At 29.9% G+C, this 19,619-nt stretch carries 20 protein-coding genes; 13 read left to right on the top strand and 7 right to left on the bottom strand.

What is annotated here, in order from left to right:
- The first annotated feature begins 2 nt into the window (after positions 1-2).
- Genes gcvT through B5L73_RS05105 form a run of 7 tightly spaced genes read left to right on the top strand, consistent with a single transcriptional unit; the run spans position 3 to position 8,095 of the window.
- Positions 3-1,106 carry a glycine cleavage system aminomethyltransferase GcvT gene (gene gcvT / locus B5L73_RS05135; RefSeq protein WP_085148813.1) on the top strand — a complete coding sequence of 368 codons (1,104 nt, stop codon included), beginning with the start codon at positions 3-5 and terminating at the stop codon, positions 1,104-1,106.
- Positions 1,106-1,486, top strand: a complete 381-nt coding sequence (gcvH, locus tag B5L73_RS05130) for a glycine cleavage system protein GcvH (RefSeq protein WP_085148810.1) — start codon at positions 1,106-1,108, stop codon at positions 1,484-1,486. Before gcvT ends, gcvH begins: the two co-directional genes overlap by 1 nt.
- Entirely contained in the window at positions 1,486-4,356 is a 2,871-nt protein-coding gene (gcvP, locus tag B5L73_RS05125) for an aminomethyl-transferring glycine dehydrogenase (protein ID WP_085148807.1), read from the top strand. Before gcvH ends, gcvP begins: the two co-directional genes overlap by 1 nt.
- 6 nt (positions 4,357-4,362) lie before the next feature.
- Entirely contained in the window at positions 4,363-5,601 is a 1,239-nt protein-coding gene (locus tag B5L73_RS05120) for an NAD(P)/FAD-dependent oxidoreductase (protein ID WP_085148803.1), read from the top strand.
- Positions 5,594-6,352: a DUF1365 domain-containing protein gene (locus B5L73_RS05115; protein ID WP_085148800.1), complete on the top strand. Its 759-nt coding sequence runs from the start codon at positions 5,594-5,596 to the stop codon at positions 6,350-6,352. The genes B5L73_RS05120 and B5L73_RS05115 overlap by 8 nt, the downstream gene beginning before the upstream one ends.
- Positions 6,352-7,530: an SAM-dependent methyltransferase gene (locus B5L73_RS05110; RefSeq protein ID WP_085148797.1), complete on the top strand. Its 1,179-nt coding sequence runs from the start codon at positions 6,352-6,354 to the stop codon at positions 7,528-7,530. The genes B5L73_RS05115 and B5L73_RS05110 overlap by 1 nt, the downstream gene beginning before the upstream one ends.
- Before the next feature lie 16 nt (positions 7,531-7,546).
- Complete coding sequence (locus B5L73_RS05105; RefSeq protein WP_085148794.1) at positions 7,547-8,095, top strand: DUF3833 domain-containing protein; 549 nt, start codon at positions 7,547-7,549, stop codon at positions 8,093-8,095.
- Here B5L73_RS05105 and B5L73_RS05100 read toward each other — a convergent pair.
- Complete coding sequence (locus tag B5L73_RS05100; RefSeq protein ID WP_085148791.1) at positions 8,092-8,853, bottom strand: SDR family NAD(P)-dependent oxidoreductase; 762 nt, start codon at positions 8,851-8,853, stop codon at positions 8,092-8,094. The genes B5L73_RS05105 and B5L73_RS05100 overlap by 4 nt on opposite strands.
- Before the next feature lie 9 nt (positions 8,854-8,862).
- On the opposite strand from B5L73_RS05100, the gene B5L73_RS05095 reads away from it, so the two are divergent.
- The 3 genes from B5L73_RS05095 to B5L73_RS05085 are packed head-to-tail and all read left to right on the top strand — an operon-like array spanning position 8,863 to position 11,162.
- Positions 8,863-9,345: a TspO/MBR family protein gene (locus tag B5L73_RS05095; protein ID WP_232309646.1), complete on the top strand. Its 483-nt coding sequence runs from the start codon at positions 8,863-8,865 to the stop codon at positions 9,343-9,345.
- Positions 9,346-10,449, top strand: coding sequence for an NAD(P)/FAD-dependent oxidoreductase (locus B5L73_RS05090; RefSeq protein WP_085148788.1), 1,104 nt, complete (start codon positions 9,346-9,348; stop codon positions 10,447-10,449). It abuts the gene before it with no gap.
- Between the two features lie 11 nt (positions 10,450-10,460).
- Positions 10,461-11,162 (top strand): putative 2OG-Fe(II) oxygenase, encoded by a 702-nt coding sequence (locus B5L73_RS05085; protein WP_085148785.1) that lies wholly within the window; start codon positions 10,461-10,463, stop codon positions 11,160-11,162.
- A gap of 5 nt (positions 11,163-11,167) precedes the next feature.
- On the opposite strand, the gene B5L73_RS05080 is transcribed toward B5L73_RS05085, so the two are convergent.
- The 5 genes from B5L73_RS05080 to B5L73_RS05060 form a co-directional block, all read right to left on the bottom strand.
- A complete protein-coding gene (locus B5L73_RS05080) occupies positions 11,168-12,610 on the bottom strand; it encodes a protein adenylyltransferase SelO (protein ID WP_198150115.1) in 1,443 nt (480 codons plus the stop codon).
- 17 nt (positions 12,611-12,627) lie between these two features.
- Positions 12,628-13,203: a peptide-methionine (S)-S-oxide reductase MsrA gene (gene msrA / locus B5L73_RS05075; RefSeq protein WP_085148779.1), complete on the bottom strand. Its 576-nt coding sequence runs from the start codon at positions 13,201-13,203 to the stop codon at positions 12,628-12,630.
- A gap of 88 nt (positions 13,204-13,291) precedes the next feature.
- Positions 13,292-14,491 carry an NAD-dependent formate dehydrogenase gene (locus B5L73_RS05070; protein WP_085148776.1) on the bottom strand — a complete coding sequence of 400 codons (1,200 nt, stop codon included), beginning with the start codon at positions 14,489-14,491 and terminating at the stop codon, positions 13,292-13,294.
- A gap of 69 nt (positions 14,492-14,560) precedes the next feature.
- Positions 14,561-15,025 carry an HPP family protein gene (locus B5L73_RS05065; protein ID WP_085148773.1) on the bottom strand — a complete coding sequence of 155 codons (465 nt, stop codon included), beginning with the start codon at positions 15,023-15,025 and terminating at the stop codon, positions 14,561-14,563.
- Between the two features lie 3 nt (positions 15,026-15,028).
- On the bottom strand, positions 15,029-15,427 hold the full coding sequence (locus tag B5L73_RS05060; RefSeq protein WP_085148770.1) for an iron-sulfur cluster assembly scaffold protein: 399 nt from the start codon (positions 15,425-15,427) through the stop codon (positions 15,029-15,031).
- A gap of 142 nt (positions 15,428-15,569) precedes the next feature.
- Here B5L73_RS05060 and B5L73_RS05055 point away from each other — a divergent pair, with 142 nt between their 5' ends.
- Genes B5L73_RS05055 through B5L73_RS05045 form a run of 3 tightly spaced genes read left to right on the top strand, consistent with a single transcriptional unit; the run spans position 15,570 to position 18,823 of the window.
- The gene (locus B5L73_RS05055; protein ID WP_085148767.1) at positions 15,570-16,475 is read left to right on the top strand and encodes a DMT family transporter; all 906 of its coding nucleotides are present in this window, start codon (positions 15,570-15,572) and stop codon (positions 16,473-16,475) included.
- A gap of 11 nt (positions 16,476-16,486) precedes the next feature.
- Positions 16,487-17,704 (top strand): aminopeptidase P family protein, encoded by a 1,218-nt coding sequence (locus B5L73_RS05050; RefSeq protein ID WP_085148764.1) that lies wholly within the window; start codon positions 16,487-16,489, stop codon positions 17,702-17,704.
- Positions 17,705-18,823 (top strand): serine/threonine protein kinase, encoded by a 1,119-nt coding sequence (locus B5L73_RS05045; RefSeq protein WP_085148761.1) that lies wholly within the window; start codon positions 17,705-17,707, stop codon positions 18,821-18,823. It begins immediately after the preceding gene.
- Here the strand turns inward: B5L73_RS05045 and B5L73_RS05040 are convergent.
- Entirely contained in the window at positions 18,820-19,557 is a 738-nt protein-coding gene (locus tag B5L73_RS05040) for a hypothetical protein (protein ID WP_085148758.1), read from the bottom strand. The two genes, B5L73_RS05045 and B5L73_RS05040, sit on opposite strands and share 4 nt — an antisense overlap.
- Between the last annotated feature and the right edge of the window lie 62 nt (positions 19,558-19,619).

Below are 19,619 nucleotides of genomic sequence, written 5' to 3'. Positions count from 1 at the left end.
ATATGGAAACAAAAAAAACATCGCTGTATAAATTACATCAAGATTGCAATGCAAAATTTGTTGAATTTGCTGGCTACCAAATGCCAATTCAATATGCTGAAGGTATTGTAGAAGAGCATAAATTCACAAGAAATCATTCTGGAATTTTTGATGTTTCACATATGGGTCAATTATTTATTTATGGTGGTGATGAATTAATCAAAGATTTAGAAAAAATTTTTCCATTAGATTTGAAAAATTTAAAATTAAATCATTCAAAATACAGTTTCTTAATGGATAAAGATGCTGGAATACAAGATGATTTAATCATTACAAAAATAAATGAAGGATTTTTAATAATTCTTAATGCAGCATGTAAAGATAATGATTTGAGAATTTTAAAGGAATTATTAAATGAAAAATATGAAATGGTTTTGGATGAAAACAGATCTTTAATAGCAATCCAGGGTCCTAAATCATCACAAATTTTGAATGAAGTTGTTGTAGGAGTTAAAGATCTAAATTTTATGTCAGGAGATTGGTTTTCTTTTGAAAATCAAAAAGTATACATTACGCGATCCGGGTATACAGGTGAAGATGGTTTTGAGATTTCAATTTCAAATGACTTTGCAGATAAATTAACAAGAAAATTGATTAATAAAGGTTCTAAATTAGTAGGTTTAGGAGCCAGAGATACTTTAAGGTTAGAGGCTGGCTTATGTTTGTATGGCCATGATCTCGATAAAGACAAAACTCCCGTAGAAGCAAATTTGAAATGGGCGATTTCTAAAGAAAGAATATCTAAAGGAGATTTTATAGGTTCTGACATCATCATTAAACAATTAAATGATGGCGTCACTAAAATAAGAGTTGGAATTAAACCTGAGGGAAGAATAATTGCTAGAGAAAAAACAAAGATATTTAATCAATCAGATGTTCATATTGGAGAGATTACCAGTGGTACATTTGGACCAAGTGTTAATGGACCAGTAGCAATGGGTTATGTAGAAAATCAATTTTCAAAAAAAGATACTAAAGTATTTTTAGAGGTTAGAGGTAAAAAACATGCAGCTAGTATTTGCAGCTTACCATTTTATAAAAAAAGTTATGTGAAAGGAGCCAACTAATGAGTGAAGTTAAATATTCTAAAGAACACGAGTGGATAAAATTAGAGGGTGATGTTGCAACGATTGGTATAACAAAACATGCAACTGAGATGTTAGGAGATATAGTATTTGCAGAGTTACCTGAAAAAGGTTCTAATGTTGAAAAAGATGGAACAGCAGGTGTTGTAGAGTCTACTAAAGCTGCAAGTGATGTCTATACACCAGTAAGTGGAGAGGTCGTAGATACAAATCAGGAAATTGTAGACGATCCATCAAAAATAAATCAAGATCCAGAAAATTCTGCTTGGTTCTTTAAACTAAAGATTAAAGACAAATCTGAAATGGACTCTTTAATGAATAAAGATGACTATGATAAATTTGCAAAGGAGACTACTACATAATGTTACATAATTCTGAAAAAGATTTTATTAAAAGACACATTGGTCCATCTGAAGATGACCAATTAAAAATGTTAAAAAAATTAAATTATGAGTCATTAGATGATTTAATTAACAATACTGTTCCAGAAAAAATACAGTTTAAGGGTGAACTTAATATTGGTGAATCTAATTCAGAATATGAGGCATTAAGAAAATTAAAAGCAATTTCAAAGAAAAATCAAATTTACTCAAATTTTATTGGCATGGGTTATTATGGAACTTACACTCCATATGTAATTTTAAGAAATATATTGGAAAATCCAGGATGGTATACATCTTATACTCCTTATCAACCAGAGGTAGCTCAAGGAAGATTAGAGATGCTTTTAAACTTTCAACAAATGATCGTTGACTTTACAGGAATGGATATTGCAAATGCGTCATTATTAGATGAAGGTACAGCTGCAGCAGAAGCTATGGGGTTAAGTTACAGACTTGATAAGAGTGACAGTAATTTAGTTTTTGTCTCAGAAAATTGTCATCCTCAAACAATTGAGGTTATACGAACCAGAGCAGAGCCTATGGGCCTTAAAGTTCTTGTTGGAAATGAAGACAAAGTTTTGGAGCAATTAAAAGAAGACATTGTTTGTGGAATCTTACAGTATCCAGGAACTTTGGGTGATATTAAAGATCCAAGTGAAGCAATAAGTAAAATTCATAAAAAAAATGGTAAAGCAATTTTAGCTTGTGATCTTCTAGCACTTGCTAAGTTAAAAACACCAAGAGAACTTGGAGCCGATATTGCAGTCGGTAGTTCTCAAAGATTTGGTATTCCAATGGGTTACGGCGGACCACACGCAGCATTTTTTGCAACAAAAGATGAATTTAAGAGATCTATGCCAGGTAGAATAGTTGGTGTTTCAGTAGATAGACATGGGAATAAGGCATATAGATTGTCACTACAGACAAGAGAGCAACATATCAGAAGAGATAAAGCGACAAGTAATATTTGTACTGCTCAGGCATTGTTAGCCATAGTTTCAGCTGCATATGCTATTTATCATGGTCCAGATGGAATTAAAAATATTTCTGAACGAGTATCGCAATTAGCAAAAAATTTTGCTGATAAAATAAAACAATCTGGCTATGAAATATATTCTGATCATTTTTTTGATACTGTTACAATTATTACTAAAGAAAAGACTGATCAAATTTATAAAAATGCTTTAAATCAAAAAGTAAATATTCGAAAAGTAAATTCTGAAATGCTTGCAGTTTCTTTTGACGAGAGAAAGAATGTTTATAGAGTAAATCAACTATTAAAAATTTTTAACGCAGCAGAATCAATTAAGAAAGAAGATCCTACGGTAAGTTTACCCAATCTGCCAAAAAATTTATTAAGAACTTCAAAATATTTAGAACACCCTGTTTTTAACTCATATCGATCAGAGACAGAAATGCTTAGATATCTTAAAAAGTTAGAGGATAAAGATATAGCTCTAAACAGAACTATGATTGCATTAGGCTCTTGCACTATGAAATTAAATGCTACTGCAGAAATGATACCTATCTCATGGAGAGAGTTAGCTGAACCTCATCCGTTTGTGCCCATAGAGCAAATGGAAGGATATAGAACATTATTCACTGATCTAAAAAATTGGTTAAGATCAATTACTGGTTTTTCAGGTGTTTCACTTCAACCAAATGCAGGCGCTCAAGGTGAATATGCAGGATTAATGGTAATTAGAAAATATCATTTAGATAGAGGTGATAAAAATAGGAACATATGTTTGATACCAAGCTCTGCACATGGAACAAATCCTGCTAGTGCTCAAATGGTAGGGATGAAAGTGGTTGTAGTTAATTGTGATAAAGAAGGTAACGTTGATTTTGAAGATTTAAAGAAAAAAGCGGAACTTCATTCAGAAAATTTAGGAGCTCTAATGGTAACATACCCATCTACTCACGGTGTGTTTGAAGAAAAAATAATGGAGATATGCGAATTAATTCACAAACATGGCGGTCAAGTGTATATGGATGGCGCAAACTTAAACGCATTAGTTGGTATAGCTAAACCTGGAAATTTTGGTCCTGATGTTTGTCATATCAATCTACACAAAACATTTTGCATTCCACATGGTGGTGGTGGACCAGGTATGGGACCTATCGCATGTAAAAGACATTTACAGGTTTATCTGCCTAATCACCCAGTTGTAAAAGATTGTGGTCCTGCAACGGGAATAGGTGCTGTATCTGCTGCTCCTTGGGGAAGCTCAAGTATTTTATCAATTTCTTGGATGTATATAAAAATGATGGGATCTGAGGGATTAAAACTTGCTTCTAAAGTTGCGATACTAAATGCAAATTATATTGCTGATAGACTAAAAGATCATTATCCAATTTTATACAAAGGTTCAAATGGTAATGTTGCTCACGAATGTATTATAGATATTAGATCAATCAAATCTGAAACAGGTATTACTGAAGAAGATATTGCAAAAAGATTAATTGATTTTGGTTTTCATGCACCGACAATGTCTTGGCCTGTAGCGGGAACAATGATGATTGAGCCTACAGAAAGTGAAAACTTGTCAGAGCTTGATAGGTTTTGTGATACTTTAATTAAGATTAAACAAGAGATAGATTTAATTAAAATTGGTAAATTTGATAAAATTGACAATCCAATTAAAAATGCTCCTCATACCGACACCGAGTTAGCTTCTGATAATTGGACTCATAAATATTCTAGAGAAGAGGCAGCTTATCCAGCTAAATTTTTAAAAATTAATAAGTTTTGGCCACCAGTGGCTCGAGTAGATAATGTCTATGGTGATAAAAATATTTTCTGTACGTGTCCAAGCATGGATGAATTCAAAGAAGATGCGGCATAATCATTGATGAAAATTGCTGTAGTTGGTTCAGGCATTTCAGGATTAAGTGCAGCTTATTACCTCTCAAAAAATAACCATGTAGATTTATTTGAAAAAGAGGATCATTTTGGTGGGCACTCTCATACAATAGATTTAATTATTGGAACGAAAAAAGTTCCAGTGGATATAGGCTTCATCGTATTTAACTTTAAAACTTATCCAAATTTAATTGAGTTTTTTAATGAAAATAAAATTGAAATTGAAAAAAGCGATATGTCTTTTTCTGTATCAGTAGAAGATTCAAACTTTGAATATTGTGGAAAAGGATTAAATGGTATTTTTTCTAATAAGTTGAATTTATTCAATATCAGATTTTTGAAAATGTTTTTTGATATTTTAAAATTCTATAAAAAATCTGATAGGTTAGATGATTTAAATGAGGAAATCACTTTAGGGGATTATTTGGTAAAAAATAATCTATCCAAAGAATTCATAAATTATCATTTAATTCCTATGGTATCAGCAATTTGGTCGATGCCACCTTATGCTGCAAACAAGATGCCGTTAAAATTTTTTTTAAAATTTTTTCAAAACCATGGATTATTTAAACTTAAAAATAGACCACAATGGTATACAGTTTCAAATAGAAGCAGGTCATATGTAAAAACAATTCTTTCAAAAATTAGTGGCGAGTATTTTAAAAATTATAAAGTAAATAAGATTGTAAGTAAAAGTAATGGTATTGATTTATATTATGGCGGAAAAAATGAATTTTTTGATTATGATAAAGTAATTGTTGCGACTCATGCTGATGAGGCATTATCAATAATTGAAAATCCAACTGATCAAGAAAAAGAAATTTTATCTAATTTTAGTTATAAAGAAAATTATGCTTATATACATACAGATGAGTCAGTTATGCCTAAAAATAAGAATGCCTGGTGTTCTTGGAACTCATCTATGAAAAAAAATGAAATTGAAAAAAATTCAATCACTTATTGGTTAAATTTATTGCAAAATTTAGAATGTGAAAAAAATATCTTTCTCACACTTAACCCTTATTTTAAAATTGATGAGACAAAGATTTTAAAGAGGGTAAAATTTACCCACCCATACTTTGATCAATTAGCTTTAGATCATCAAAGTAAGCTTAAAAATTTGCAAAATAAAAGAAATATTCTTTTTTGTGGTAGTTATTTTGGTTACGGTTTTCATGAAGATGGAATAAAATCATCTATTGAAATGCTAAAATACCTTAATGACTAGTTCAATTTACAATGGAACAGTAATCCACAAGAGATTTAAACCCAAATTACATTTTTTTAAATATAGAGTATTTTCATTATTAATTGATTTATCTGATCTTAATAATTTGGGTAAAGATATAATGTTTTTTTCTTATAATCGTTTCAATTTAATTAGTTTTTTTGACAAAGATCATGGTGAAAGAGATGGTTCATCTTTAATTGAATGGGTAAAAAAAAACTTAGATGAAAATGATATAAATTCAAAAGATATAAGAATAAAACTTTTGTGTTATCCAAGAATTTTGGGGTATGTTTTTAATCCTTTAAGTGTTTTTTTTGTTTATGATAATAACAAAAATTTAATTTCAATTTTATATGAGGTAAAAAATACTTTTGGAGAACAACATACCTATATTTTTAAAGTTGAAAATGATCACTTGTTACAACACAACTGTTCAAAAAAATTTCATGTGTCTCCATTTATTGAAATGAACTGTAATTATTTTTTTAGAATTTTGAAACCGTCGGAAAAGATTTCAGTCGTTATTGATCAATATCAACTAGATGAAAAAATTTTATTTGCATCTCAAGATGGAAAAAGAGTTGATTTTAATAGTAAAGAATTACTAAAATCTTACGTAAAACACCCTTTAATGACTTTTAAAATCATTTTAGCGATACATTTTGAAGCTTTTAAATTATGGCTCAAAGGAATAAAATTTATAAAAAAAAAACTTAAGATTAGGAATAATATTACTTTCGAGAATTAATGGGCATATATAACATTTCAGATCAAATTGTTTTCAAAATTTTGAGAAATATTGAGCAAGGATATTTAGAAATAATAAAATACAATGGAGAATTATTAAAATTTGGAAATCCAAATAGCTCTTTAAAATCTGTTTTAAAAATAAAAAAACCAAGTTTTTCTTTCAATTTGATAAAGGGAGGAAGTGTTGGTTTCGCTGAATCTTATATGAGAGATGAATTTGAAACTGACAACCTTTCAAATTTAATTGAGATTACCGCAAGAAATATCAAAATAATTTATAAATTTTCTGGTTTATTGGATTTCCCAATAGTTAATTATGTGAAAAATATATTCATTAAGAATACAAGAGGTCGAAGTAAAGAAAATATTTCAAAACATTATGATTTAGGAAACGAGTTTTTTGCACTTTGGCTAGATAAAACTTTAACTTATTCTAGTGCAATATTTGATGAGAGAAATAAAGAACTTTCAAATGCCCAAAATAATAAATACCAAAAGTTGATTGATTTAATAAGACCAAACAATGGAGATAAGATTTTAGAAATTGGATGTGGATGGGGTGGATTTGCTGAATATTTAGGAAAAAAATATGATATTAAGTTAGACTGTATAACTATTTCAAAAAAACAATTTGAATATGCAAAAAAAAGAATCTACGAGTGTGGTTTGAATGAAAAAGTAAATATAGAAATAAAAGATTACAGAGATTTAAAAGATAAGTACAATTCAATTGCTTCAATTGAAATGATTGAAGCGGTAGGACAAAATTATTTGGAAAGTTATTTTAAAACAATAAAGAACAATCTATCAGACAATGGAAGAGCAGCTATTCAAGCAATTACAATAGATGACAATATATTTGATCGATATAAAACTAAGACAGATTTTATCCAAAAATATATTTTTCCTGGAGGATTTTTACCGAGCAAAAGTATTATTAATAAATATGTTTCAGAAAATGGCTTAACTATAAAATCATATGACTCTTATGCAGATCATTATTCTAATACATTAGCAATATGGAGAAATGAATTTAATAAGAAGTGGGACTTAATAAAAAAACAAGGATTTGACTCAACTTTTAAAAGAATGTGGGAGTTTTATCTATCTTATTGTGAAGCAGGATTTAAATCCAAAAATATAGATTTAATTCAATTTTCATTACAGAATAAATGAGTTTAAAAGGAAACTTATGACAATAAATAAAAATATTAAATCAATTATATTGATAATTTTTCTATTCTTAATTACAAACTGTTCAAATAATAGCGCTATGAAACCAGAAGATTTTAAAAATAAAGAACCAAGGTTAATAATTGAAAATTATTTATCTGGTAATGTAAAAGCATGGGGAGTACTTCAAAATAGATCAGGAAAAGTTACAAGACAATTTTCCGCAGATTTAAATGGAAAATGGGATGGGAAACAACTGATACTTGATGAAAAATTTAATTGGGATGATGGAGAAATTCAAAATAGGCAGTGGCAGATTACTAAAATTGATGAAAATAATTATGAGGGTACAGCAGGAGACGTTGTAGGAAAAGCTAAAGGATATTCATATGGCCCAGCTTTTAAATTTGAATATGTTTTATTAGTTCCAGTAAAAGGTAAAGAGATGAAAATTACCTTTGATGATTGGATTTTTAAACAAGATGATCGTGTAGCAATTAACAGAGCTACAATGACTAAATTTGGTTTCAAAGTAGCAGAATTAACTGTAGTTTTTGTTAAAGATTAATTTTTTTTTTGATACTTTGTAAGTTTTCCAATCAATCCAAAATAAATTCTATTTGGTAAGAAGCTAAGTATCTTTAAAATAATTGTTAGAGATTTTGGAAAATGAATTTCAAAAGAATTTTTTTTTATTAAACCATCATAAATTTTTTCTGCAGCATATTCAGGAGTTTTTAAGAAAGGCATTTTAAAATCGTTTTTGTCTGTCATGGGTGTTTTGATAAAACCTGGTGAGACTAGACATACCCGAACATTTGATCTACCAAAATCAAAATATAAACTTTCAGCTAAATTATTTAAAGCTGATTTAGAGGGTCCATACCCTGTTGAGTTAGGCAATCCTCGGTATCCTGCAATAGATGAGACTATTGTAATTGTTCCATTCTTTTTGTCCTTAAAGTATTTTTCTACAGCTTTAATACTATTTAAGGTTCCAAAGAAATTAATTTTAAAAACATTTTCAATTTGTTCAACATCAATATCTTTTTCTTTTTTAGGATCCCATGTACCAGTTGAGAAAAAACAAATATCTACACTATGAAAAGTATTTACTATATTTTGGAATACTTCTTTACATTTACTTTTATCAGTGACATCTAATGGAAAAGAACTAATATTTTCATGTTCTCCACAAGTCTCTTTTAGTAGATTTTCACGTCTTGCAGAAATTGCAACATTCCAACCTTCTTTGGCAAATTTTATTGCTAAAGCTTTACCAATTCCTGTGCTACCACCTGTAATCCAAATTGTTTTTTTATCCATTCTATAAAGATGTATAATACTAATATGTTAAAAAATAAATTTTTATCATTAATTCTTTTTTCAATTGTCACTTTTTCTGCATCATTTATAGGTGGTTTGGTCAGTATAAGCCTCAAAGAGCCTTGGTACTCTGGGCTTATTAAATCAAATTACAATCCACCAGATTGGATATTTGCTCCTGTTTGGACGACACTTTACATAATGATGACATTAGCTATTTGGTTCTTTTGGCACAGTAAAAAAAGAGATGTAAATACAATTTATATTTATTTTATACATATAGTTTTTAATGCAACTTGGAGTATTATTTTTTTTGGATTACATCAAATATTTTTCGCATTAGTTATTCTTGTAATTTTGATAACTATGATAATTATTCTGATTATTAGATTTAAACGTGTCAATTTTGTAAGTTATTGCTTAATGATTCCATATTTACTTTGGTGTCTCTATGCTTTATTTCTTAACTATAACCTAATGGTACTAAATTAAATGGATGACGTTGTTATAGTTGGTGGTGGAATTATTGGTGTAGCAACTGCTTATTTTTTATCTAAAGAGGGAAGAAAAGTTAAAGTAATTGAAAGAGATCCAACTTATAAATCAGCTTCTTTTCCTCTCTCACTTGGCGGTTTTAGAAGACAATTTTTTCAAACAGAGAATATTTTGTTAGGTAAATTTGCCAGAGAGTTTATTTTTCAAATACCAGAATTACTCAAAACAGAAAAAAATCCTAATCCTACTGCAAGCATGGTTCCAAATGGATATCTATTAATGTTTGGTCCAGAACATGCGGAAGAACAATATAAGGCTTTGGAAAATCATAAAGCATGTGACGCTGGAACAAAAAACATTAAAGGTTCTGAGTTAGATAAATTTTTCCCTTATATAAATAAAGAAGGAATAGAAACTGCTACATTTACTGATAACAAAAGCGAAGGGTGGATTGATCCTTTTCTTTTTCATACAGCATTAAAAAGTAAAGCGATAGAACAAGGTGCTGAATTTGTAAAAGGTGAAGTGAAATCTTTGTCGGAAATAAATGCTAAAACAATAGTATCTGCTGCTGGATGTTGGACAAAAGAATTATTAGAAGATATTCCAGTAGAACCTCAAAAACATACAGTTTTTAGGGTGAAGTGCCCAAAGCATATCCCCGAAATGCCATTAACTGGAGATTTAACAACAGGAGTTTATTGGAGACCTGAAGGTAAAGAATATTTAGCTGGTTCACCAAAATCAGTTTTTGATGCTACAGATCTAGAACCGGCTTGGGACGATTTTGAGGAATTAGTTTGGCCAGCTTTAGCTCAAAGAATTCCAGCATTTGAGGAATTAAAATTAACTGGTGGTTGGGCAGGTTATTATGACTGTAATAGATTAGATAATAATGCTGTTGTAGGAAAACATCCTAAATTTGAAAACGTATACTTAGCAACTGGTTTTACTGGAAGAGGTTTAATGCAAGCACCAGGAATTGGAAGAGCTTTAACAGAACTAATTACAACAGGCTCTTATCAATCGATTGATATTTCAAATATGGCAGTAGAAAGAGTATTAGGTGCAAAAGCAAGACCTGAACCTTACGTGTTATAATTAACTATTAAATGCAAAAAATTTTTAATTTTTTTCCATTAACAGTTTATAAGTCTTCACTTTCACTATCAGAAAGTGAAAAAAACGAAATGATCGAAGAAGTCCGATTGATGGAAAAAAAAAGTAAAAATTTAGATTATAAATCTACAACAAAGGCTTGGACAGGAGATACACAAGGATTTGAATATTTGCACAATAATCCAAAATTTAAAAATTTGTTTATTCAAATTAATAATTGTATTTTGGAATATTTAGAAAGTTTATCAGTGAACTATAAAAAACTTGATCTTTATTTTCAGAGATCGTGGGCAACAATTTCAAAAAAAACTGAACATATTGATAATCATTCACATGATCAGTCACATCTTTCTATTGCATTTTATTTAAAGAAACAAAAAGACGATGCTAAGATCATGTTTTTTGATACTTCTAAGCATAATGAATTTATTCCACAATTATTCGATTCAAGATCGCTAGCAAAAGAAAATATTTTTAAAAAACGAGATATTTTAAATTCAAGCAAAGTTGTATTTGATACTAAAGAAGATGATCTATTGATATTTCCTTCCAAAACAATTCATGGCACAGAACAAGGAAAGTCTAATTCTGAAAGGATATCAATTTCAGCAGATATAGTATTTTTAGCAAAAGACTCATCAACACTTGAACATTTAGTCCCCCCAGTCGAAAATTGGAAAAAATTTTCTAATTAATAAAGTTAAGTACCACAAAAAGTTTTGTAATCTTTAAAAGAGGTGTCCATTTTCAGATAATCTGAAATATTTTCTTGCAGTTCATATGGTGCTTTTAAAATTTCTAATAGTTTATTAAATGGCTTAAGATTACTATCGTTGGCTTTTTCTAATGCATTTTCAATTTTATGATTTCTGGGAATCACAAGAGGATTAACACTTCTCATTAATTTTGTATAATTTTCTTGAGTATTATTATTTAGTTTTAATCTCTCTAGCCAATTTTTTTTCCATTTTTGAAAATTATCATCTTTATATAATTCATCATCATAGTCTTTAAGATTCATTAAATGACAAAAAGTATTTGTATAGTCTGCTTTGTTTTGATGCATCCAAGTGAGCAAATCAACAATCAAAAATTTATCTTTGTTATCTTCACCTAATAATCCAAGTTTTGTTCTCATCATCTTCAACCATTTTTCCTCATATTTTTTGCCAAATGTTTCAATTATCTCTGTTGCACTTTTAACCGCCTTATTCTCATCTTGATCAATAAATGGAATTAAACACTCAGCAAATCTTGAAAGATTCCATTTTGTAATAGCTGGTTGATTACAATAAGCATATCTTCCCATCTTATCAATTGAGCTAAAAACTGTTTTTGGGTCATAGGTATCCATGAATGCACATGGACCATAATCGATTGTCTCACCAGAAATTGTCATGTTATCAGTATTCATAACACCATGAATAAATCCAACACGCATCCAATTGACTACAAGATCAATTTGTTTATCTATAAGAACGTTCAAAAGGTCTAAAGCTTTATTGTTTGAATTTATTAGTTTTGGGTAATGTCTTTTAATCACATAATTTAGTAAAATTTCTAACTCATCTTTTTTATTACGTGCTGCAACATATTGAAAAGTTCCAACTCTAATATGACTTGAAGCAACTCTCGTTAAGATAGCACCTTGCAATGGAGTCTCTCGCATTATTTCCTCACCTGTTTTAGCTACCGCTAAACTTCTTGTTGATGGAATATTTAGGTGATGCATTGCTTCACTAATTATATACTCTCTTAACATTGGACCCAGTGCAGCTCTGCCGTCACCATTTCTTGAAAATGCTGTTTTACCTGATCCTTTAAATTGAATATCATATCTCTCATTATTTTTCGTTAAATGCTCTCCTATTAAAACTGCTCTTCCATCTCCTAACATTGTGAAATGTCCGAATTGGTGACCAGCATAAGCTTGAGCAATAGCATTACTCCCCTCTGGAAGAATATTACCGGTGAATAAAGCTGCTAATACATTTTTGTCGATTTTGGAAAAGTCCAAGTTTAATTCTTCAACTAAATCTTTATTCATTAAAACTAACTCAGGGTTTTTTACGGCAATAGGTTCAATATGTTCTTTAAATACATCAGACAATCTTGAATAAGAGTTGTCGAAATTCCAATTCATATTATTCTTCATAAAGTTTATTGACTCCAGATTCTTTTTAATAATTCTTCTCTTCCACACGCTTTTTTATACCTAAGATATCTTTCTAATTTAATCTTATAAAAATCTTGATGGTATTCCTCCGCCTTATAAAATTTTTCAAAATTCCTAATGTATGTAACAACTTTTTTGTTAAATTTATTTTGTAAATCATTTATGTCTTTTTCTATTAATTTTTTTTCTTCTTCATTTTGATAAAATGCAACTGATCTGTAACTATATCCTTTGTCACAAAATTGACCGTAAGCATCAAATGGATCAATATTAACCCAAAAATTTTCTAATAATTCCTTGAATGAAATTACTTTTTTATCATAGATTATTTCTACAACTTCAAAGTGACCAGTATTTCCATACGTAACCTCTTTGTAAGTAGGGTTTTCAGTAATACCTCCAGAATAACCAGAAATCACTTCTTCAACACCTTTTAATTTTTCAAAAGACTCCTCTACACACCAAAAACATCCTCCCGCAAAATATGCTTTACTTTTTTGAGCAGAATATGAAAAATTTATATTAATTAAAAAAAAGAAAATTATAAAAAAATATTTCATTAATTATCATAAACAAATTCGTTATGATAAGTCCAGATTTTAAAGGTAGCTACTTTTCAGTAACCACCTTTAATATTTTTATTGAAAATTATTTTTTTTTGTATTTTGCTGCTTCTTCAGATCCCCCAGTAGCTGAACCTTTGCTGTATGAGTGCGCACCCATACCAGCTAACTGACCATCTTTAACAATCAAATATTGATTTCTAATTTCTTTACCTTCGAAGAAACATTCTAGTATTTCTCTAACTCCATCAGCATATCTTGATTGAGCTGTCAAAGATGTACCAGAAGTATGAGGTGTCATACCATGATGAGGCATAGTTCTCCATACATGATCATTAGGTGCTGGTTGAGGAAACCATACATCTCCAGCATATCCACTTAATTGACCACTCTTTAATGCTTTTGCGATTGCATCACGATTACAGATTTTTCCTCTTGCAGTATTTACAATGTAAGCACCTTTTTTCATTTTACTTATCATTGCATCATCAAATAAGTTCTCAGTTTCAGGGTGTAAAGGACAATTAATTGTCACCACATCACAAACTTTGACCATTGATTCTACAGACTCATGAAAGGTAAGGTTCAATTCTTTTTCAACACTGTCAGGTAGTTTATGTCTATCAAAATAATGCAAATGAACATCAAACGGTTTCATTTTTCTTAATGCATCTAAACCAATACGTCCTGCAGCAACTGTTCCAATGTGCATTCCTTCAACATCGTACGATCTTTGTACTGCATCCGCAATATTCCAACCACCTTCATTAACGATCCTATGTTGATTGTGGTAATCTCTTACCATTGAAACAATCATCATAACAATGTGTTCAGCGACAGATCGAGAATTACAATATGTTACCTCTACAACATCAATTTTATTATCCATTGCAGCTTGCAAATCAACGTGATCGGAACCAATTCCAGCTGTAATAGCCATCTTAAGATTTTTTGCTTTAGCAATTCTCTCTTTTGTTAAATAATATGGAAAGAAAGGTTGAGAAATAACAATGTCAGCGTCAACAATATGTTTGTCAGCTTCACATCCATCACCATCTTTACTATTAGTAACCACTAATTCATGACCATTACTCTCTAAAAATTTTCTTAATCCAAGTTCACCTGATACACATCCTAGCAATTGTCCTGGAGTGTAATCTCTTCCTTTAGGCGAAGGTAAAGTCATTCCGTCGGGATATTTTTCTATCTTCGGTAATTCTGAAAGTGCATACGATTTTGGCATTCCACCTTTTGGATCATCATATAATACGCATAATATTTTCATTTATTCTCCTGTATATTTATAAATTTATATATCGCATCTAACATTATTTTAGGATCTCAGGCAAACAAATTATTTTTGGCTTGGATAAGACTTTTTTAGAATCAATTTGTTAATGATAATTGCAGAAATAATAATTATCACAGCCCCCGATATTACAGGACTTAGTAAGTAATCAAATGAAACACTTCCAATTATTACTATTATGGGATTACCGCCTGCTGGCGGATGTGTAACGTTTAATAAGATCATTAATCCAACTCCAAATCCAACAGCTAAAGGGATAGTTAGAAAGATTGGTAATGGAACAAAATGTAAAAAAAGTAAACCTACTATTGCAGTAACTAAATGACCAAAAAAAACATTTTTTGGTTGGGCAAAAGGGCTTTCAGGATATCCATATAGCAAAACCATAGATGATCCAAATGAAGCTAACAAGAAAACTCCAAACTCAGTTCTGTAAGTTAAAAAAGTTAAAATTCCAATAGTAATTATTGAAAATAGACCAGCTAAAATAGATTGTTTTGTACTACCCATAACTTAAGTTGATACTATTTTTTTTAAGGTTTTGAAAGGTAACAATATACAATCTTTTTTATTAACATTTTCCTTTTTGATCAATTTTTTTAAGGAAACCCATTCTTTTTCAGTAATTTTTATATTGTCATCAAAATATAATTCTGCCTTGTCACATAAGTCGTTAAGCTTCTTTTTTTGTTTGTTAATAGAAATTTTTGATAGCAAACTAGCAGAAGCTTGGCAGTAAACACATGACTTTCCTTGATACCCAAAGTCTAAAATTTTTTCATTTTTTAATATAAGCTCTACTTGCATCTCATCACCACATAAAGAATTTTTTAACTTTGAAACATGAGTTCGGTTCTCAATATTTCTATTGTTGTCAGTATTTGCGGCAATCTTAAGAACCTCTAAATCCATATTAAAATTAATTATATAACAAATAAAAACCAATCAAGAATAGAAATAGTCTAAGCACAACTTTAAATGGAAAAATAAAATTTAGTGTTTAAGTCATCTCATTTTTGTTGTAGTTGTAAATTTTTAGAACTAATCTTCCAAAATGCTTGAATTAAAAAATCCAAAAATTGCAGTCCCAGTGGTTTTGTTTGCAGGAATTTTATGGTCATTTGGTCCTCTGGTTGTGAGGTATATGGATAATCCAAATCAAGTTCCATGGCAGTATATATTTGGAAGAGGGTTGACAATTTTTATTCTTTTAAATCTTTATCTCTATTTTGAAGAAGGAATTAAATTTTATAAAAATTATTTAAAGATGGGATACTCAGGTATTATTGGTGGAACAGGACTAGGAATTGCTATGATAAGTTTTATTTACTCAATTACTAATACCTCAGCTGCAATTACTTTGCTTTGTTTGGCAGCAATGCCCTTTTTTACTGCGCTTCTTGCTTTTTTATTCCTTAAGGAAAAAATTTCATTAAATGTTTGGATTTCTATTTTTATTGCAACTGTTGGAATTATAATAATGGCCTTTGGAAGCTCTGGATCAAATTCTGCTGTTGGTTTTGTTTTTGGAATGCTTTCATCAATTGGATTTTCTGTTTTTTCTGTAACTTTAAGATGGAGAACGGAGACTCCAAAATTTACAACTGTAGCTTTTTCAGGTTTTTTTTGTTTTGTTTTTGCAACTATAATGCTTTTAAGCACTAAACAAGTGTTCTTTTCAACAAGCTATAACGGAGCATTGTTTTCTCTTCATGGAACACTAGTTTGCCTAGGGTTAATTTTATACTCTATTGGCTCAAAAGCTATTCCTGCTGCAGAATTAACATTATTATCATTAACTGAGGTTATTGGTGGAATTTTTTGGGTATGGCTTCCAATCCTTGGGATTAATGAAGTACCAGATACTTACACAATAGTAGGTGGTTTTTTTCTATTTATTTCCTTGATCTATTACAGTTTGGTAATGCATTGGAACAAAAGACATATTGCTCTTAATTGATTTATTAAGATATGGAACGATCTGATTTTTTTACTTTAAGAAATGGAGAAAAAGTAAAATTACCTTTTTCACCTAAAGAATACCAAGATAGAGTTGATAAACTTAGAAAAGCAATGTCTGAAAATGACATTGAGATAACTATTCTAACCTCAATGCATAATATTGCATATTATACTGGTTTTATTTATTGCTCATTTGGAAGACCTTATGGATGTGTTGTTACACAAAATAAAATTATTACTATATCTGCAAATATTGATGCAAGCCAACCATGGAGAAGGTCACATTGTGATAACATCATCTATACTGATTGGAAAAGAGATAACTTCTTTAAAGCAATAAACTCAATAATTGATAAAAAAGACAAACCAAAATCAATTGGGATAGAAAATGATCATATAACTTTAGAAATTAAAGATAAATTAAATTCAATTTTTGAGAATGCAACTTTTAAAGATATTTCAAAAAAACTGATGAAAAGTAGAATGATTAAATCTGATGAAGAGATAGAAATTATAAAAAATGGAGCGAGAATTGCTGATTTAGGAGCGGAAGAAATTGTTAAATTAATTAAACCTGGTCAAACAGAATTAGAAATTGCAATAGCAGGACGTGATTGTATGGAAAGAGAAATTGCAAAATCATACCCAGGAGCAGAATATATGGACACTTGGGTATGGTTTCAGTCTGGAATTAATACAGATGGAGCACACAATCCCAAAACGAATAGAGCTTTGAAAAATGGAGATATTTTGTCTTTGAATACTTTTCCAATGATATCAGGATATTACACAGCTCTTGAAAGGACTTTATTTGTTAATGAAGTGGACGATGCCTCTCTTAAAGCATGGGAAGCAAACGTTAAAGTTCACAAAAGAGGTTTAGAATTGATAAAACCTGGTATTAAATGTTCCCAAATTTGTGAAGAGTTGAATGATTTGTTTGCTTCACTTGGATATCTTCAATATAGAACTTTTGGGTATGGTCATTCATTTGGAATGTTATCTCATTTCTACGGAAGAGAAGCTGGATTAGAGTTAAGAGAGGATATTGATACTGTACTAGAAAAAAACATGGTGATATCAATGGAGCCGATGATTATGATACCAGAGGGAAAACCTGGTGCTGGTGGATATAGAGAGCATGACATTTTAGTAATTAAAAATGATGGTGCAGAAAATATAACTAAATTTCCATTTGGTCCAGAACACAACGTTATAAAGAATTAAATGACAGATAAAATAATTGTTAATAGCTGGAATGAATGGGACCCATTAAAGCATGTTATCGTAGGTCGTGCTGATGGAACATGTATACCAGCTCCTGAACCAGCTTTAGATGCTAAAGTACCAGAGGATAGTGATATGAGAGGTCAATTTGGACCAAGAACCAAAGATACCATTGATAAAGCTAATGAACTTTTAGATAACTTTTCATCATTGTTAGAAAAGCGTGGAGTCAAAGTTGATAGACCGACTCCACTAAATTTTAATCAACCAACTTCAACGCCTGATTGGCAAACCGAAACCATGTTTGGCTGCATGCCACCCAGAGATGTTTTGTTAACTGTAGGAAATGAGATTTTAGAGGCCACTATGAGTTATAGATGCAGATGGTTTGAATATCTTTGTTATCGACCATTACTTAAACATTATTATAACGAAGATCCAAATATGAGACATGAGTCAGCACCAAAACCAAGATTAACAGATGCTGATTATAGAAAAGATTATTTATCAGATAAAATTGGTGTTCAAAAAAGATTAGAATGGACTGAAAAAAAATATTTTGTAACGACCGAAGAAGAACCATTATTTGATGCAGCTGATGTTTTAAGATTTGGTAAAGATTTGGTGGTTCAACATGGGTTTACTACTAATCTTAAAGGAATTGATTGGTTAAAAAGACATTATAAAGATCATAGAGTTCATGCTGTTAATTTTCCAGGTGATCCATATCCAATTCATATAGATGCAACCTTTACGCCTATCAAAGAGGGTCTTATTATAAATAATCCCCAAAGAAGACTTCCAAAAGAACAAAGAAAATTGTTTGAGGACAATGGATGGAAAATAATCGACAGTGCTCAACCTGCACATAATGAACCTCCACCACTTTGTTACTCATCTGTGTGGCTATCTATGAATGTATTAGTTCTTGATCCAAAAACAGTTTGTGTTGAAAAAAGTGAAGTTTACCAAGCTGAACAATTAGATAAATTAGGAATGGAAGTTGTTCCTGTCGAATTAAGAGATGCTTATGCTTTTGGTGGTGGTATTCATTGTTGTACAGCTGATGTTTATAGGGAGGGTGGATTAAAAGATTATTTTCCCAATCAAAAAAATTAATTTTCTTTAGTTACATCAACTTTAAATTTTTCTAATCCTGAGGAAAAGTTTTTATCAACATTAGTTTCTTTTTTTTCAAAAGATTTAAGCTTCTCTAATTCCATTTGTCTTAATCTTTCCTCTCTTAAATTCTCTCGATGTTCTTTTGCTTTTTGTTCTCTATCAAATTTTTCTTCCCATTCTTTAATTTTGATATACTCAAGTTGTTTCTGTTTCTCCTCTTCTTCTTTAATCATTTTTAAAGTTCTTTCTTTTCTTCTTTTTTCCCTCAGTTCAAGATTTTTTTGTTCTTCTTCCCTAACTTTCAAATCTATATCTCTTCTATTTTGAGCTTCATCTCTAAGTTTTAACTCTTTTTCTTTAGCTCTTAATTCTTTACTTATTAATATTAATTCTTCATCCTTTTTAACTAATCTCGACGCTTCTAATTTTTGAGATTCTTCTTTAATTTTAATTTCTTTTTCTTTTGATCTAAGCTCATCTTCGCTTAATTTTAATCTATTGCTTTCCTTAATAAGTCTCTCTTCCCAAGCTTTAAGATCTTTTCTTTCTTTAAGAATTTGATTTTTTTCCTGCAATTTTTCTAATTTGATAGCCTTAATTTTATTAAGCTCTTTATTTTTTTTATAATTAGAAAAGGCGTTACTTAAAAAAGATTTTGGCGCTAAGTTAGTAATTTTTACTATCCCATTAGCTTTTTTTAATTTTTTTTGTTTAGTTTTTTTTCTAGGCATTTTTTATAATTTGCATAGAAACAAATATTTGACTTAGTTTCAATAATTCTGTCTTAGAATGA

This window comes from Candidatus Pelagibacter sp. RS39 (assembly GCF_002101315.1).
Lineage (GTDB): Bacteria > Pseudomonadota > Alphaproteobacteria > Pelagibacterales > Pelagibacteraceae > Pelagibacter.
This window is presented reverse-complemented; position numbering and strand designations above follow the sequence as displayed.